The sequence below is a fragment of the Halorhabdus sp. SVX81 genome, from assembly GCF_029207715.1.
GTDB lineage: Archaea > Halobacteriota > Halobacteria > Halobacteriales > Haloarculaceae > Halorhabdus.
The window spans coordinates 1,176,467-1,193,486 of the sequence record NZ_CP104322.1 but is presented as its reverse complement, the minus strand read 5'-3'; the positions used below and the strand labels follow the sequence as shown (position 1 = coordinate 1,193,486).

The window sequence follows — 17,020 nt, the reverse complement described above, 5'->3', positions numbered from 1 at the left end:
GAGCACGTCTGGACGTGATTCAAGCCTCGCCGGCCCGCTCGTGGCGAATTGGAGAGCGACTGGCTTACGTGGGGATTGCAGGGACTCACGGCCGGCCGAGAAGGCAGTCAGGAGTCCGCTCTTGCGACGGAACGGGCGAACTCAACGAGTACCGACTTCGAAACGCCGCTCCCGGCAACCGAGTACCGGGCGTTTGGCGTCGTCCAGGAGACGCGCAACTCGGTGCCAAGGTTGCGAAGCGTTGCATCGTAGTCGCCGACCGGTACCGCCTGTCCGTCCGTATTCGGGACGTATCCGGTGAGGTTACTCTTCGAGACCGACAGGACAGCCGTTTCGTTCGCATACTTGAGGCCGATACTTCGGACGCGGTCGGTCACAGTCTGTGTCGCTTCGACCAGCCGGAACGTTTCGGGAACGTCCGGATCTGGAACTGAAAACGACGCGACAGCACGGAGACCGGCGATATCGACGAACTGCTCCTGTCGTGTGCTATCGGCGTCGACGACAGTCACGTTCGATGGCGGGTCAAACTGGAACGTGTCCGCGGGCAAGCCTGGATTGAACGTCACGTTTCGGTACGAGACGGTTATCGAAACGGCGTCGCCGTCCCGGACGTACTCGGTCGTCCGCTTGAGCGGAACGTACCACTCCTTGTCGATCCACAATCGTTGCTCGAAGTCCTCGACGACGCCCGCCGTGGTGGCGTTGGAGTGTAGAGACAACACGTACGTCGGCCTACCGTCGACGGTTTCGACCCCCTCGTAACTCACTGCCATCGATCCGGCGGTTCCATCCGTCCGGTCGCTTCCTTCCGGCACGAAAGGCAGTGGTTCAATGTCGTGGGTGGTCCCGTCCGCCGAAGCCCCGCGTTCGACAACCGAAAACAATCGATCGAGACGCGACGGGAGCGATCGAGAGGTGTTCACGCCGTCGATCCGTTTCGCTTCGCTCTCGCCGTGCGTATAGATCCATAGCGTGTTCCCATCGGAGACCTGTATTTCCCGAGCCGTCAGATTATCCGTGATGTCCTCGATGCGAAACTGCCCCGTCCCCGGCCGTCGAGAGACTTGATCCAGCGAGCGGAACGTCCGGTTTTCACGATGGATCACAGTCCGCTTTTCGGCTGAAAATCCATCGAGGGAATCGTATCGCTCGCTGACGGACCCCGCAAAGTTCGGGGCTTGAGAGTCAGCACTGACCCAGACCCCGACCGCGACGCTACTACCGATCAGCAAGATGGCGAACCCCACTATCGGAATCCACGACCGCGGACGGGAAGACTCCATCTACGTGGTTTATATGCAACGAGCGAGCCAATAGTCGTTTCGATCAGCGGAAAATAACGTATACCGCGTGGAATGTGACATTCTCGACGAAACGGCAGGACAACCGGCTACTCTTCGAGGGCGTCGGCTATCCGTCCGAGTTCCCGTCGCACGTCGTGGACTTCGTCCCGGAGCTTGCGAACTTCCCGGGTGAGTTCCTCGTTCCCGCCGGTCTCGCTCTCGTCTTCAGGACCCATCTGCCCGGGGCCACGTCCGCCGGGACCGCCCGGTCCGCCACCCATCATGCCGCTCATCATCTGGGCAAACGGGTTGCCGCCACCCATACCGCCGGGACCGCCGCCACCCATGGCCTCCTCCATGCGCTCGCGTCGATCCTCCATGTCCATGTCCTCGCTCCCTTCCTCAGCGCGTTCCTGGCGGATCTCCTCGACACGCTCACGGAACGACTGTTCGTCGTCGCCTGATTCTCCATCCGATTCAGTCGGCTCCTCGGCGTCGTCCGTCATGGGGCGAAATTTGCGATGGCGTCGGAAAAGCGTTGCCGTCCGATGTCGACTGAAAAGGCGAGCGGCCGTTCGCGTTGTCCATCACGAGAACGAGCCGAGGCTTGCCTGCAGATTTCGATCGGTCTTGCCGTCGTGCAGTTCGAATCCGACTAGGTCCCGCATATCCACTCCATAGGTACTCCCGCCGTATTCGATGACCAGCACCCGCCCTTTGGTCCCGCGAACCGTCCCCGTTGCCAACGTCTCCGCGACCGGTCGCTCCGTGAGCTCCAGCCCGTGCTCGAAGGCAAAGCGCTCGATGACTTCGAAGTCCGCGAGTAGTCGCTCCCAGGCGTCACTATCGACGGTCCGATGAAGTCCCCGCCGCTTGCGGTCGACCCGGACGCTGTCGCCGACAGCGGTCGCAATATCGCGTTCGATCCGGCGGGCGGTTCGACCGTTTTCGACGGTTCGTATGTGTGCCGCACGATCGGCCCCCTGCTCGCGGAGACGGGTTTCGAGTCGCCACGAGCGGGTGACGCCGACCTTGAACGCGTCCGGCGCGAACGCCGCGAGATAGATGGCATGTTCCTCACGACAGGATGCTACTGGTAGCGTGCACTCCCCCTGACACCGAGCACACGGCCAGCGGTCGGTATGGCTCGAACAGTACGGGGCCGTTGCATTATCACAAGCGATGTGCGTCCCGTCGTCGACCGTCCCTGCACAGTGGCGGTTCGCCAGGGTGTACGCGAGTTCGCCACCGGGTTCGAGCCAGATGCGTTGGACATCGGCGTCGCGACTCACCAGGAGCGCGGCTGATTCCTCGACACGCGGTCGATAGCCCACAATCTGCACGGCCGTTCGTAGTCGGCATCGACCTTTGGCTGTTGCTATCCGGATGCAGTGACGACCTCTGACTGAAAACCCGTCCGGCTGTCGGTCCGTACCCAGCATGCAACCACCCAGACCCGATTCCGTGATCTTTTTTGCATCGTCCCCGTCGAGATAGGACAGTAATGAACCGAGCGGATCGGCAACCAAACAAGGAGCCCGCCACAGCGACGCCATCGAGACGGAAGCTGCTCCGTGCCGGCGGCGCTGCTGTGACAGCAGGGCTGGCCGGGTGTACGCTGCCACTCGGCGGAAACAAGGGGGCTGGGGAACTCCAGTCATGTCCGATCGATGTCGAAGAGACGAACGCCGAGTACCGGAGTCATCCGAACGGCGATGTGCGCATGTGGCGAGGGGGGCTCCGGCGACTCGGTTACTATCCCGAGGAGACCGTCCCCGATTCAGTCTCGGTCAACTGGACGTTCCCGATCAACTACGTCGGTCACACCGCCGCCAAATCCAGTCCGGTCCCGACACCGGACGGCGAGCAGATCCTCTTCGCCGGGGATACCGGTCGCGTCGAATCCTACGCACCCTCGGGCAAGATGGACTGGTCGACCCAGACGAACGCCACGGAGAAGGGATTCCACGGCTCGGCGGCCATCGTGGATGGCACCGCGTACATCGGCGGCTACAACGGCGACCTCTACGCGCTCGACGTTGAATCGGGCGAACCTGAGTGGCACACTACGTCGGAGGATCTCGCCGGCGCGCTGGCTATCGGCTCCAGTCCAGCATACTACGAGGGCATTCTCTACGTCGTCGCCGAGTACTGGGACCCGTCCTCCGGGGCGCTGTGGGCCATCGACGCCGAGACCGGCGAGCCGATCCACGTCGACGATCGCATGTGGGGTCAACCACATCCCTCGGCGACGATCGACCTCCAGGAGGAGCGGCTCATCTCCGGGTCGAACGACGGCGTCGTTTACTGCTGGAAATTTCCGTGTCTGGAGTTCGAATGGAAGTTTCAGACGGGTCCGGAGGGAGGGCCAGACGGCAAAACCAAGGCTGACGGTGAGTTCAACCACGGCGCACAGGTCAAGGGCACGGCCCCGACGTTCGACGGCCGCGTCTTCGTCGGCTCCTGGGACGACCACGTCTACTGTCTGGACGTCACGGACGGCGAGGAGCTGTGGTCGTTCGAGACCGGAGACATCGTGATGTCGAATCCAGGTGCCGATCCGAACGCGGGCGTTGTCTACGTCGGGAGTTCGGATCACAACGTCTACGCGCTCGACGCCGAAAGTGGCGAGAAACTGTGGTCGACGAACGTCGGCGGTCGCGTCATCGGTTCGCTGACTGTCACTGACGAAACGGTGCTGGTCGGGTCCTCCGGTTCGTACGTCTACGCCCTCGAAAAGGAGACGGGCAAGCGACGATGGCGTATCGAGAATCGCGGCGACGTCACGAGCGCGCCCGTCCCGCTCGACGGACGGATCTATTACGCCGAACGGGCTGTCATCGACGGCTACTACGACGACGATGAGGAATTCGAACTCGTCGAACCCGGCCACGCCTACTGCCTCGTCGAAGACTGACACTGGGTTGCACTCGTTGGCCAGCGTGTCATAGAACCCGCCAGCAATGCGCGGGACCGGATTGTGAACTTCCGTCACTTCGCTTTGCTCGTGACGACGTTCAAATCCTCAATTGGCATTTACGGCTCACGAACTGTTCGCGGAGAAGTGCGCGGGACCGGATTTGAACCGGCGGACCCCTACGGGATAGCGTCCTAAGCGCTACGCCGTTTCCTGGCTTGGCTACCCGCGCGCAATTTCACCTTCGACCCGAATCAAATGAAACTTACCTTTCGCCGGGCGGTGATTTATATTCCATCACGCCAAAGCGACCTTGTGTATCGCGCTCGCGACCAACTGGCCAACGAAGAGTGGATCGAGGCCATCGAATCCGTTGCCGATCGCCTCGGTCTCAGTGACACCGCCCAGTCACGCGCCACGGACGTTTTCCTCTCGAATCTGCCGGAAGAAAAGCGATCCAAACGGGCAGTTCTCGCGGCGAGCGTCTACGTTGGCGCGCTGGTTGCCGGCGACCGGCGCTCGCAGTCGGCCGTCGCCGAAGCTGCCGATGTCTCCCGACTCACCATCCAGCAACGCTGGAAGGAACTGCTCGAAGAAACCGGATTCGACGCGCCCGACTGGTGATCACTCCGCCGGCTGGCGTCCGTCGCGGTCCGGTGTGAGATTGCCATGCTCGTCGATTTCGCCGCGGACGATGCGCGTACTCGAAATCGGTTTGTCATCTTCGGCCGTGACGTGATCGACGACCTCGATCGAAAGCGGATCACGCCCGTGTTTCTCCCGAATCTCGTTGATCCGCTTGCCCCCGGTCTCGGTCTCGGGTGAAACCACGAGTACGTCGAATTGCTCCTCGGTTGCGATTCCGGTCGGCTCCCGGAGTTTTCTGATCGTGTAATCGCGATCGTACTCGGTAGCAAAGTCCAAGAGTTCCGCGTCGAGGTCGGCGAGTCGATCGTCGTACGAGCGAACGGGCCGGCCCTCCTGTCGAGTCGTCGGAGCGAGTTCGTCGCTGGTCAGCCCAACTGTCACGTCCCCGAGTTCGAAGGCACGGTCGAACAGTGCCCGATGGCCGTCGTGGATCGGATCAAACGTACCCCCCAGCGCGACCTTCATACCGTTGGCAACTGCGCCTGGCGATTTAGCTTCTACGATGCTCGGTGCGGACCTGTTTCTATCTGGTCAGGAAATCCACCGAACTACGGACAATACATAAGTGTCACGACGTGACCGGTCGACACTATCTAGTCGTCGACATCCTCACTCGGCTCAGCTTCGCCAGTATCGTCTGCTTCAGATGCATCCGTGACCGTTATCGTGACGGGTTCGTTCGTCTCTTCGTTCTCGTCACTCAGGTAGGCGTCCAGGTTGACGACGGTGTTTAACTCGTCCTGGATCTCCCCGATCACGTCGGTGACGAGTTCGCTCGGCGCGATCGCGCTGTACTCGTAGGGGTTGTTTCCGGTCCCCTCGTGTTCGCGTTTCTCACGAGTGACGATGTCCTCGGCGTGGAGGTTGGCCAGTGTTTCCCGGACGGTACTCGGGTACAATCCGGTCCCGCTCGCGATCTCTTCGCTCGTCTGCTCCGGGGTGGCCCGCAGATGAACGTAGAGTCTGGCGCGCGTCTCCGTATCCAGAACCCACGACAGCACGTCGATCAGCCGCTCGTCGAACTCTTCGACGGCCCGGTCTGCCCCCTCCTCCAGTCGCGACCGAACGTCGCTATCAGTGTGCTCCTCGTCGGTGGTGTCGTCCTCCATACTGTTGCCTCTATAAGGACGGGAGGTCCAGAAAGTGAAAAGTCCTCGCCTCAGATAGCTCGGCTCACCGGGGATCTTCGACCAGCAACGACGAGTACAGCGCGTCGACACCCTCTTCATGTCGACGACGCTGACGGGTTGCACCGCTCTCGCCGGCCAAGAACGGCGCGACGCGGTCCAGAGTGAGGCGTGAAACATCACGTTCGATGGCCGTTGTGAGATCGATCGTGTCCGCACCATCGCGAGTAATGAACGAGGCGTCCCGGCCGTGCCGGATCGCGCGCCACTTGTTTTCGTCCAGCAGTTCTCGGCGAATCGGTTGGCCGCGCTCGCCGTCCTCGTATCGCGCGGCGAAATCGAGGACGAGTTCGTGGACGTACTCAACGAGCGCCAGCACGCGGTCGATGTCGGCCTGGGCATCGGCCGTGCGCACCTCCACAGTCCCATACTCCGTGTGTGGGCGCACGTCGAACCAGAGTTCCCCCCGATCGCTGATCGAGTTTGTCTCGATCATCCGTCGTTCGAACCGCTGGAAGGCCGCGAACGAATCAAACGCCGTCGGCATGCCGGTGTTGGGCAGCCCCTCGAAAAGTTTTGCCCGCGCCGAAGCCAGCCCAGTATCGAACCCGTTCCAGTACGGCGAATTAGCGGATAGCGCGAGGATGATCGGCAGATGCCACCGGAGTTGGTTGGCGATCCACACCGCCTTCTCGGCGTCATCGACGCCGACGTGAACGTGAAGGCCTGCGGTGGTATTCCGGTGTTGTGGGTACTGGATTCGATCGAGTTGTGACTGATATCGGGGCTTTTCGGCGTGTTCGAGCTCCCGCCATCTGGCACCGGGGTGTAATCCAGCCGCGGCGATACCGAATCCGTGCTCGCGTGCGTGCTCGACGAGCGCCCCGCGGACAGCGGCGAGCATGGCTGCAGCGTCCCCCGGCTCCTCGATGATCGGCGTCTGTGACTCGATCACGAACTTGAACAGCTCGTGGTCGAGGCGGTCCTCGAGGATCGCCGGCGGTTCGGTGTCGTAGACGAGTGTGTCAGTTCCAGAGACCGGCCGGCCGGACTCATCAACGACGAAGAACTCCTCTTCGATACCCAGCGTTCCCAGCTCCGTAAACGGACTCTCCGAAGCCGTCTCCATCGCTACGAGCGTTAGATTCGGGCCGGCTAAAGGGTTCTGTTCCCCGACGGAACGGCGTATCGAATCGGTACGGCAGCAACTCAGCGGGGACGAGCGATCACGGCCAGGTGATCGTCGTGATAGGGCTCCAGAGACTGGCGGTCGAGGATCTCGTAGCCGGTCTCCAGCCGGTCGATCACGTCCGCGAAGACGGCATCCGGCTCCCGGGTGACGTCCTCGCTTCGGGCCTTGATTGCCATGATGAGCCGCCCGTCGTCGGTGAGAAATCGCCGGTTGGCCAAGGCCACGTCCGCCTGCCCCCGCGTCGCCACGTCCTGGATGATCGCATCGACCGGCTCGACGACGTGAGCGTACGTCTCGGGAGCACGTGCATCCTTCAGGAGGGGAAAGAGTCGATCGCGGTCGGCAGCCACCTCAAGCAGATCCCGCATCGGGCGGGGGGCAAACTCGACCGCATAGGTCGGCCCGGCGAAGTCAGCGACGTGGCTGACAGTCGTCCCGCTCGCCGCACCGAGATAGAGCACAGTCTCGCCGCCCGCCAGCCCAGTGTCGACACCGAGCTCGAACATCGCCCCGAGTTTCGATCGATCCGGCACCCACTGGCGCCACCCCTCGCTGGTCGACTCGCCGTAGACCGGTTCACCCGTTGTTGCCAGCGATTGCGTTCCGTCGAAGGACCGACGCGTGACGCCGTCGGGCAGACTCATTCCGTTTCACCCCGCGAGCGGATCGTCTCGATCCGGTCGTCGAGTTCAGCGTCGAGCTCGGGTCGTCGGTCGCCGCTGTAGTGATCGATCCGTGCGGCGATAGTGAGTTTGCCAGCCAGTGCACGGGCGGCCGACCCACGCTGGGCTGGGTCCGTTCCGCTGACGTACTCGTGGGTGTAGATGATGCCGTGTTTCGGCGAGGGGGCCGAGCCCTGCAGATGGGCGAACAGCGCGTCCTCCGCGCCGAGCACCTGGACAGTCCCGCTCGGCTTTTTTGCCAGCGGTTCGAGGCCGCCGGCGAGCGAGATGAGCCTGGCAGCGAGCACCGGTCCCGCGAGCGCCGAGAGGTTGGGCGCGACATCCGGCGCTGTCGTTTCGATCGTTCGACGGAGTTCGGCAGCCTCGTCGTCGAGGGCAACGACGCGCTGGGCCAGCGAGACGAGGTCAGCTTCTGCCCGGTCGCTGGTCTCGCCGGTTACTAACTCACGAGCGTACCCGACCCCGGAACCGGCATCCGCGAGTCTGGTTCCGGCCCACTCGGCGACACGCTCGGCGAGTTCGTTGGCGGTTCGTTCACAGTCGTCCATCGCCCGAACCGCGTGTTTGAGTTGCTGATCGTCGGCCCGCTCGCGCTCCCGGACTGCTGTCTCGGCCGCCGCTGTCGTGATCGAATGTAATTCATCGTAATACGCGTCGACGTCGTCGGCATAGCCCGTCTCGACGGCGAGTCCCGGCCAGTCGGCGAGGTCGTCGGTCTCACCGTCCCTGATTCGGGCCTGGGCGGTCGAATCGTCCCCGGCAGAAACATCGTGAAACCAGGCGCCTTCAGTGTTCATGGTCGTCCGTTGGCCCCCACGGCGAAAAAGCACGCGACTGCCGAAACACTCCGGGCCCACCCCCTCGATCAACTGGTCGTGACAGTGAGCGACCGGGTTCGCGGTCCGTCACACTCGACGAAGAGGATCGACTGCCAGGTCCCGAGTTCCAGGGTGCCGTCGCTGACGGGGACCGTCACACTCGGCCCGATCAGCGACGCGCGGATGTGAGAGTCCGCGTTGTTGTCGATCTGATCGTGTGCCCAGCCATCGTCCTCGACCAGTCCGTCGAGTGCCGTTTCGAGGTCACCGATGAGCCGGGGTTCGCCTTCGTTGATCGTCACTGCCGCCGTCGTATGGGGGACAAACACGGTTGCCGTTCCGTCCGCATTCGCCGGCACCGCGGTTGCGACCTGGTCGGTCACGTCGACGACCGAGAGCCGTTCGTCAGTACTGACAGACAGCGTTGTCGCCATACCTCACTGTGGGCGATTGCCGACAAAAACGCTTGCCCCATCAGAGCCACTCCTCGGGCTTGGTGTCGTAGTCCACGTCGTCGGCCGCAAGGTGTTCGACAGTCTCCCACTCGACAGTTTCCTTCGTCACCTGCGTGCCGTCGTACCGGAGTCGCTTGCCGACCTCGACGGGATCCGGCTCCCGATCGCCATGTCGGGCCCGGTCGACCTCGCGATCGTCGAATTCCTTCGCGATCGTGAGCAGATTGACTGGCCGACCCCATAGCTCGAAAACCCGCTTCAATACGTCGGTTGCCTCCTCGATATCGAGCATGACACCGTTGTACCGATGAGCGAGCAGGAGTTCACCGCTGTTGTCCTCGTTTGCGTCCTCGACGACGATCGTCGGCTTCCCGAAGTTGGTGAACTCGAGCATGAGCTTGCGTTTGACGTCCTCGGGGTCGACGCTTGAAACCCTGAAGTCGCCCGTCTTCTGACTGTGCTCGTACGCGAAGTAGTCATTGGCCGAGACGAACTCGCCGGTCAGGAACGCGTCGATGAACGTCACGTCGTTGTGACTTTCACGGATCTCCCGCATGCGGTCCCAGCCACGGGTGTAATCGACGTCTCCGAAGGCCGCCTCGACGGTGTCGTAGCGCTGGTCGTCGAAGAGATACCGGGCGATCGACTCCAGGTCCGACTTGCTCGCCCGTTCGAGAAAGCCCCGTTGCTGGGGCTTCACCAGCGAGTAGTGGCGTTGGGCCAGTCCTTCGTACGTCAGGACTTTCCAAGGGTAGCGGTCGACATCGATGTCACCGTCGCGAGCACGGGAGAGCGCGTCATCATCGACACGCGGATCGTCGGGATCGATCGATTCCAGCCACCCGGGGACGTTCTGCACCCAGGCCGGCGGTTCGAGTCGCTCACGGACGGCCGCGAAGTCGACCTCGCTTTCGAGGTTCCGCCAGGTAATCCCCTCGACCCGGAGCAGGCGTTCGAGGACTTCCCGGCGGTTGGTCCGGTTCTCGACGTACTCCCAGAGTTCCTTGCCGAGTTTGTAGGGGTTCAGCCCGCCGGATCCCAGCACGCGAGCCTGGTGATCGGCGTAGGTCAGGAACTCGTCAGTGCCGGCGAAGGCCTCCTCGCCCATCATCATCGACTCCCAGTAGGCCGCCCACCCTTCATTCATTACTTTTGTCATTTTCTGCGGGGCAAAATAATAGGCCTCCCGGCGCAGTAGTTCGAGGATCTCCCGCTGCCAGTCGGTCATCTCGAGGGCTCTGTCGGTCTCCTCGTCGTACTGTTTGCCGTGGACAGCCAGGAAACCGATGAGATCCTCGACGGGTTCGGGCGGGAAGCCCGCGTCCTCGTCCGCCCGCTCGTCGAAGAACGCCTCGTCGAACACCTGGCCCGTGACCTCCGCCGAGAGGTCGAGTTCCTCGATGGCCGCCTCGGGATCGGGGCCATCGATCTCTCCGTCCTCCTCTGTCGGTTCGACGGGCGCGTAGGCGGCGTGCTGGTCGATCGTGTCCTCGAGACACAGTACGTGGTCGATCCAGCGCTCGACGGCCTCCCGGTCGATCTCGGGGCCCTCCATGAACTCCCGGATGCGGTCGGCGTGACGGGCGAGCATCGCCGTGGCGTCCGGTCCGCGGCGGTCGGCGGCGGCCCGCTGGTCGGTCCCGTCGGTGAACAGCCCGAACCACTCGTTGTTGGCGAAGAAGTCGGCGTGGGCCTCGACGTGCGTGATGACGCCCTTCTGGTCGGCCAGGGCGTTGGACTCCTGGAGGAACGCGTGGGCCGGGTTGTCGTTGTTGACGATCTCGAAGGCCTTTCCGCCGAGGAACTGCCCCTGCTTTCGCTGGCGGTCGTAGGCCATGCCCCACCGCCAGTGGGGATAGCGCTCCTGGAAGCCGCCGTAGGCGATCAGGCGGTTCATCTCGTCGTGATCGACGATCCAGTAGTTGACGGGGTAGGGATCGAGTCCGAGGCTGCGAGCCAGCTTTCGGGCCTCCTCGACTGGCTCCCGGAGTCGCCGTGCAGTCTCTTTTGCGTCGGTGCGGTTGTCGATGGTGCTCATGATTCCTCCGTGCTGAGAATCTCGTAGATGGCGTCGGTGACGTCACCCGGCTCGTTGACGAACGCCACGGCCACGTCCTCATTCGCGGTGAAGTGGCGCTTGACCTCCTCGGCGTGGGTCGCGTTGATCGCCTCCCCGCCCGGCTGGGTTTCGACGTACGCGTGGCGGTTGGCATCGATCTCCTCCATCAGCGGGATCACGCGATCCTCGGTATCGTTGCTGGAGTTCTCGCTGTCGCCGGCGGCCAGCACGTAGCGGTTCCACTCACTGAAGGGATACTCGGCGTCGAGGATCTCCCTGGTTCGCTCGTAGGCACTTGAGATCTTGGTGCCGCCACCCGAGCGGATACCGAAGAACTCCGAACGGTCGACTTCCCAGGCCTCGGCATCGTGGGCAATGTAGACGAACTCGGCATTGTCGTACTTCCCCTGGAGATACCAATCAAGCGGCGTGAACGTCCGCTCGACGAGTTCGCGCTTGCGTTCACGCATGCTTCCCGAGACGTCCCGGATGTTGACCACGACGACGTTGCGCTCCTTGCGTTCGATCGTCTCGGGGTAGCGGTAGCGCTCGTCCTGCCGGCGGAAGGGCACGTCGTCGATCCCCTCCCGGCGGACCCGCTCGACCGCCCCTTCGCGCTCGACGGCCGCCTCCATCGCCTCGATCGAGTCCCATTTGCCGCGTTCGCCCGCCGGCAGGTCGTCGTATTCGCCCTCGATCCAGCCCAGCGAGACGGGAATGCCCGACTCCCGAGCCCACTCGAAGACCGCCTCGGGCCCCCAGCCCTCGACTTTCAGCGCCTCGCGAACGTACTCGCCGTCGAAGTCCATCGCCAGCTTGCGGGTGATCCCGCGCTTGAACAGCGTCTCGAAGTCCAGTGTCGAGGAGGGGCCCGTCCGGGCGACGTCGGTGAACTCGCCCTCGGTCTCCTCGACGACGGTCTTGCCCTTCGGTTCGAGGTCGAGGCCGAGTTCCTCATCGAGTTCCTGGGCGAACTCCTCGGGATCCATCTCGTAGTAGTCGTGCTCGCCACCTTCCTCACCTGGATCCCCCTCCTCGTCGCCGTCACCGGGTTCGGGCTGACCGACGGGATCGCCGACATCGGGCTGTTCGCCCTGGCCCTGGCCGACGCCGCCCCGGTCGCGGCGGTCGTAGACGAACTCCGGAAGGTCGACGATCTTGATGGGGATCCGCACCGCGTCGGCGCGACTCTCCCCGAGGTCGCCGTACTGGATGAACTCAGCGAGGTCCTGGCGGCGCTGCTCGCCCACCTCGCGGTAGCGCTCGAGGTCCTCCCTCAGTCCCATCGGTGGGCCACCTCCGCCAAGACGTACCGGCTGGTCAACTCCGCCGAGGCGGGGCTGTAGCCGTAATCTCCGACCAGCACGTCGATCGTCCGCTCCTTGACGCGCTCGGTCTCGGTTCCCGCCGGCGGGTCGGCCCACTGGTGGGGATCGAAGTCCTCGAAGGTGCGCCGGACGGCGTCCCAGTCGTGACTGCCGAGGATCGACTCGATGACCGGGATCGACTCGGGGTCGAACGCCTCGACGGCGAAGCCCTCGTCGCGGGACTCCCAGGCGTGGCGGTTGATCGCCGTCACGATCTTGTCGTTCCTGAATGCGCGGACGGCTTCACCCGGCTGGTCGCCGTCGTAGTGGCTCTCGTCGAAGCGCCCGAGGTGTTCGACCTCGAAGACCCGCATCGTCAGGGGATCCGGGGGCACCTCCTCGCCGCGGTCGTTCTCGACGCGGCCGTCGGTCGCCCAGGCGTAGACGGCTTCGACGTACTCGGCGACCGTCTCGCGCTCGACGCGCTTCTCCTTGAGCATCGCCGCCAGCACGTCCTCCTCCTGGCGAGAACTGACGTGGGTCCGGACCTGATTTACTCGCTCTTCGAACGTCTCGACCTCGCTCTCGCCGAAGACGGGCGCAACCGACAGGCCCTCGGCCATCGCTTCCAGCACGTCCCGGGGCATGATCACCGATCCGACGTCCAGATCGGGGTGGTGACGGTCGCGGTCGGCGTACAGCAGGTCGGCGATCACGTCGCGGGTGTAGGTGACGGGGATGCCGCGCTCGCCGTCCTCGGCGTTCTCCTCGAAGGCAAACTCCGCGGCGTCGATGCGCTCGTCACCTTCCTCCAGGTAGCCCTGATCGAACAGCAGGGCCTTGTCGACCAGGTCCAGCGCGTCGGGCAGGTCCGCCGTCGAGAGCCGCGAGACGACGTCATACAGCGCCGCGGCCTCGATCGCGTGGGGTGCGAGTTCGACGTCGGTCGTCCCCTCGGCTTCCCGGACCTCGACGTGGACGGGTTCGCGGATGCGATCTGCGAGGTCGGCGTAGGAGTCGGCCCGCCAGACGGCCGTCTCGCCGGTCAACTCCCGATGGAGGAGTTCGGCCTCCAGGGAGAGCGTCGTGAGATAGGCGAAGCGGTGTTTGTCCAGGCGGCGCTTCAAGGCCTTCAGCGGGTCCGAGCCCCCGCGCTCGGCGTGCTGGTCGAGCTGTGCCTCCAGGTCGGGATTCGAGATGATCAACAGCTGGGTGTCGATGTCCATCTCGATCCCGCGATCGAGCTTGACTGAGCGTTCGTCCGGCACGTTCAACAACTTCCGCAGGAGGTCGGCGTGCTGGGCGGCGTCCTCGACGACCGTCAGCCCGCCGTTGCCCTGGCTGAGGACGCCGTCGTAGGAAAAGGCCTGGGGGTTTTTCCGGCCCCGGGAGTTCAACTCCCGGAGCATGCCGCCCATCCAGGAGCCGACCAGGCGTTCTTTCGGTGTGCCCTCGTCCTCGGCGTGGAGGACGCCAATGCCCTGCCCGACGTCGACGACGTAGTTCTTCACCCGGAGGTGGTGCGGGTCGGTCACGGCCGAGAACAGGCCCTCAATGCCGTCCCGGCGGTACTGCTCTTCGAGGTACTCGTAGGCCTCCCGCGAGAACGGATCAAGGTCGGTTTCGACGGTCACGTCGGGATGGTCGCCGAGTCGGTCGTTGAGATCCGCGAGGAGGTCGGTGCGGATCTCCCGCGGGAACGTGGCGAGGGGATGGGTCTGGACCGGGCTCTCCAGCCAGTCCTCCTCGTCACTCTCGGGCACGTCGCCGTAGGTCAGCCCGCCGCCCGAACTGTCGGCACCCGAGGCGTTCCATTCGACAGTGTAGCGTCTGCCCGCGTCGGTCCGGGAGTACGCCCGTAGCCCGTTGATCAGACACCGTTTGAGTTCGGACTTGCCGGTCGCGGTCGGGCCGGCCAGCCAGATTATCTTCTCGGCCTTCCCGCGGCGGGCGGCGATCATCCGCAGGTCCTCGACTAATCCGTTGAGTACGTCCGTGTTCCCGAGGATGGCGTGCTCGCCGTCGTTGTAGGGATCGTCGAAGAAGCAGTAGCGCTCGCGCTCCTCGCCCTCCTCGACGACAGTCCGGGTCCCGGCGGCCTCGATCGCATCGAGGAGATACGTGCTCGCGCCGGCAGCCAGGTGGGGCTGTTCGAGGATCGTCTCGACGTAGGCCTCGAGACTCATCGGGGGTTCGTAGGTCTCGGCGAGATGGCGGTCAGCGGCGGTGACGTAGCTCTCCGCGACCGTTCGCGTCTTTCCCGGGTCGCCGTCAGTGCTACGTTCGGGACTCATTCTTCGAGTTCGGTCTTGGCGACCTCCGCGCCCGCGAACTCCAGGACCTCGACGGCGCCGTCCCGGGAGTAGCCCTGTTCGAGCAGGGCCTCGATCCAGGCGTTGCGGTCGTCGTCGTCCATCTCCGAACTGGCGACCAGCGCGGAGAAGTTGATGTTGTGTTTCTTGTCTTCCCAGAGCTTTCGTTCGAGGGCGCGGCGCAGCCGTTCGTTGTCCTGCGGGCTGAACGTGTCCCCCTCACGAGCACGTCGGGAGACCCAGTTGGACACTTCCTGGCGGAAGTCGTCCTTGCGATCCTCGGGGATGTCGAGATGCTCCTCGACACTACGGAGGAACTGCTCGTCGGGTTCGGCCTCCCGGCCGGTGAGTTCGTCCTCGACGGTGTCGTCGTCGATGTAGGCCATGACGTGGTCCATGTACTTCTCGCCCTGGCGCTGGATCTCCTCGACATCGTAGGCGAGCGCGTGGCGCACGTCGTCGATCGCCCGGTCGCGGTACTCCTCGCGGGTGAGTTCGAGGTAGCGGTAGTAGGTCTCGAAGCGATCGTCGGGGATCGACCCGTGGTGTTCGAGGTTGGCCTCGAAGTGGTTGAACGCCGTCAACGGCGAGAGGAAATCCCGATCGCGGTGCATCGAGTCCATGATCGCCTCGGCGATCTCGTCGCCGATGAACCGCGGCGAGACGCCGTCCATGCCCTCGCCGATGTCGGCCGTTTCGGCGGCTTCCTCGCGGAGTTTCTTGAGGTCGACGTCATCGGCCTCCTCGATCTCGCCGTTGTAGGCCTTTGCCTTCTGGAGGATCGAGACGGCGGACTCGTCGGGTTCCTCGATGCGGGTGAGCACGCCGAACAGGCCGGCCATCTCCAGGGTGTGGGGTTCGACGTGGATGTCCGGCAAGTCGGCATTGTGCAGCATCTTCCGGTAGATCATCGACTCGTCCGCGTAGGAGAGGACGTACGGGAAGTCGATGCGCTTGGTCCGATCGTTGAACGCCTCCATCTTCTCGTCGCCCTTCTTCTCGCGGTACTCGGGCATGTTCGTCCGGCCGACGATCACCTGATCGATGTCGATCCGGGGGTTGTTGCGTGGCTTGATCGTCTGCTCCTGGGTCGCATGGAGGAAGTCATAGAGGAACTCCCGCTGGAGTTTCAGGAGTTCCTCGCCGGAGAAGATCCCGCGATTGGCGTTACAGAACGCCCCGGAGTAGTCGAACGCGCGCGGATCACTTTCACCGTAGACGGCGATCTTGCTGTAGTTGACGTCGCCAGTGAGTTCGGTCTCGTCCTGGTTTTTCTTGTCCTTGGGCTCGAACGTCTCGATCGCCTGGCGCATGTTCTCGTCGGCGACCAGCCGGATGATTTCGACGTGGTTCTCAAGGACGGCCTGGAGGTCATCGTCGTAGTGGGCGAGCAGTCGATCCATGTAGAACTCACTGGCGGGATCGGGAGACTGCTCGTTACGGATCGTATACGGTGCCTCCAGGGCTTCGTTGAGATCCTCGAGAACCCGGTCGCGCTGTTCCTGGGGCAACAGGACCAGTGGGTCCTGATTCATCGGCGATCGCACGGTATCGTCGTCAGGGTCCTGGTCGGGGATGACGTCCCGGAGGTTCGTCCACCGGAAGGTGTACATCCGGCCGGCGTCCCGCATGGTGTAATCCTCGAAGTACCGCCGAACCTGTCGGTCGAAGTCGGATTTGCCGGACCCGACGGGACCCAACAGGAGTTTGATCCGTTTCTCGGGGCCGAGTCCCCGCGAGCCACTCTTGACCTTGTTGACGAACTCGTGGATCGCTTCGTGGATCACCCGGCCGTAGAAGGTGTTCTCACCGTCGTCGAGCGGGTCTGTCGCGGCGAGTGCATACTCGACGACGCCCTCGTCCTCGTCGTAGGTCGTCCCGTAATGGTCGAACATGTCCGCGACCCGCTGGTGGGCGTTGCGGGCGATCTTCGGTGATGCCTGGAGTTCGTCCAGATACCACTGGAACGAACGGGTTTCCCGCAGGTCGGCCGGGATCGAATCCCGGTAGTGTTCGTTGAGCGTTTCGAGGGTGTTTCTGGTGCCATTCATGCTATCACGATCGGTTCATCCCACCTCGCCTGTTTCCGGGACACGCCAGCGACCTGTCCGGGGCCGGGTATTGATGCGGGCGCATATATTGTTATGCGAATGCATACCAAGGCCGGCCCGAGAGAGACGCATCCCGGCAGAGCGACGATAGCAGGAAACCACCGA

General features: G+C 63.6%; 15 protein-coding genes and 1 tRNA gene. 2 read left to right on the top strand and 14 right to left on the bottom strand.

All coding sequences use genetic code 11. From position 1 onward, the window contains the following. Positions 1-107: 107 nt before the first annotated feature. The 3 genes from SVXhr_RS05940 to SVXhr_RS05930 all read right to left on the bottom strand — a co-directional run bounded on the left by SVXhr_RS05940 (position 108) and on the right by SVXhr_RS05930 (position 2,629). Positions 108-1,250: an outer membrane lipoprotein carrier protein LolA gene (locus tag SVXhr_RS05940; protein WP_275740353.1), complete on the bottom strand. Its 1,143-nt coding sequence runs from the start codon at positions 1,248-1,250 to the stop codon at positions 108-110. A 143-nt stretch (positions 1,251-1,393) separates the two neighbouring features. Next, a complete protein-coding gene (locus tag SVXhr_RS05935; RefSeq protein WP_275740351.1) occupies positions 1,394-1,792 on the bottom strand; it encodes a hypothetical protein in 399 nt (132 codons plus the stop codon). An 81-nt stretch (positions 1,793-1,873) separates the two neighbouring features. Then, entirely contained in the window at positions 1,874-2,629 is a 756-nt protein-coding gene (locus SVXhr_RS05930; RefSeq protein ID WP_275740349.1) for a DUF2797 domain-containing protein, read from the bottom strand. Between the two features lie 161 nt (positions 2,630-2,790). On the opposite strand from SVXhr_RS05930, the gene SVXhr_RS05925 reads away from it, so the two are divergent. After that, positions 2,791-4,203 carry a PQQ-binding-like beta-propeller repeat protein gene (locus SVXhr_RS05925; protein WP_275740347.1) on the top strand — a complete coding sequence of 471 codons (1,413 nt, stop codon included), beginning with the start codon at positions 2,791-2,793 and terminating at the stop codon, positions 4,201-4,203. Positions 4,204-4,351: 148 nt separating this feature from the next. Here SVXhr_RS05925 and SVXhr_RS05920 read toward each other — a convergent pair. Further along, positions 4,352-4,435 (bottom strand) — tRNA-Leu (locus tag SVXhr_RS05920). Positions 4,436-4,518: 83 nt separating this feature from the next. On the opposite strand from SVXhr_RS05920, the gene SVXhr_RS05915 reads away from it, so the two are divergent. Further along, positions 4,519-4,827: a transcription initiation factor IIB family protein gene (locus tag SVXhr_RS05915; protein ID WP_275740345.1), complete on the top strand. Its 309-nt coding sequence runs from the start codon at positions 4,519-4,521 to the stop codon at positions 4,825-4,827. Here the strand turns inward: SVXhr_RS05915 and SVXhr_RS05910 are convergent, their stop codons facing one another. The 10 genes from SVXhr_RS05910 to SVXhr_RS05865 form a co-directional block, all read right to left on the bottom strand. Further along, complete coding sequence (locus SVXhr_RS05910; protein WP_275740343.1) at positions 4,828-5,316, bottom strand: phosphopantetheine adenylyltransferase; 489 nt, start codon at positions 5,314-5,316, stop codon at positions 4,828-4,830. A gap of 128 nt (positions 5,317-5,444) precedes the next feature. Continuing rightward, positions 5,445-5,960 (bottom strand): ArsR family transcriptional regulator, encoded by a 516-nt coding sequence (locus tag SVXhr_RS05905; RefSeq protein WP_275740341.1) that lies wholly within the window; start codon positions 5,958-5,960, stop codon positions 5,445-5,447. A 64-nt stretch (positions 5,961-6,024) separates the two neighbouring features. After that, positions 6,025-7,107: a glutamate--cysteine ligase gene (locus SVXhr_RS05900; RefSeq protein WP_275740339.1), complete on the bottom strand. Its 1,083-nt coding sequence runs from the start codon at positions 7,105-7,107 to the stop codon at positions 6,025-6,027. A gap of 80 nt (positions 7,108-7,187) precedes the next feature. Then, on the bottom strand, positions 7,188-7,814 hold the full coding sequence (locus SVXhr_RS05895; RefSeq protein WP_275740337.1) for a fibrillarin-like rRNA/tRNA 2'-O-methyltransferase: 627 nt from the start codon (positions 7,812-7,814) through the stop codon (positions 7,188-7,190). Continuing rightward, positions 7,811-8,650, bottom strand: coding sequence for an NOP5/NOP56 family protein (locus SVXhr_RS05890; RefSeq protein ID WP_275740335.1), 840 nt, complete (start codon positions 8,648-8,650; stop codon positions 7,811-7,813). The genes SVXhr_RS05895 and SVXhr_RS05890 overlap by 4 nt, the downstream gene beginning before the upstream one ends. A 68-nt stretch (positions 8,651-8,718) precedes the next feature. Continuing rightward, a complete protein-coding gene (locus SVXhr_RS05885; RefSeq protein ID WP_012795472.1) occupies positions 8,719-9,105 on the bottom strand; it encodes a secondary thiamine-phosphate synthase enzyme YjbQ in 387 nt (128 codons plus the stop codon). 40 nt (positions 9,106-9,145) lie between these two features. After that, positions 9,146-11,164 (bottom strand): SpoVR family protein, encoded by a 2,019-nt coding sequence (locus SVXhr_RS05880; RefSeq protein WP_275740331.1) that lies wholly within the window; start codon positions 11,162-11,164, stop codon positions 9,146-9,148. Then, positions 11,161-12,471 (bottom strand): YeaH/YhbH family protein, encoded by a 1,311-nt coding sequence (locus SVXhr_RS05875; RefSeq protein WP_275740329.1) that lies wholly within the window; start codon positions 12,469-12,471, stop codon positions 11,161-11,163. Before SVXhr_RS05875 ends, SVXhr_RS05880 begins: the two co-directional genes overlap by 4 nt. Next, positions 12,462-14,786: a kinase anchor protein gene (locus SVXhr_RS05870; RefSeq protein ID WP_275740327.1), complete on the bottom strand. Its 2,325-nt coding sequence runs from the start codon at positions 14,784-14,786 to the stop codon at positions 12,462-12,464. Before SVXhr_RS05870 ends, SVXhr_RS05875 begins: the two co-directional genes overlap by 10 nt. Further along, complete coding sequence (locus SVXhr_RS05865; RefSeq protein WP_275740325.1) at positions 14,783-16,855, bottom strand: serine protein kinase PrkA; 2,073 nt, start codon at positions 16,853-16,855, stop codon at positions 14,783-14,785. Before SVXhr_RS05865 ends, SVXhr_RS05870 begins: the two co-directional genes overlap by 4 nt. Positions 16,856-17,020 lie beyond the last annotated feature (165 nt).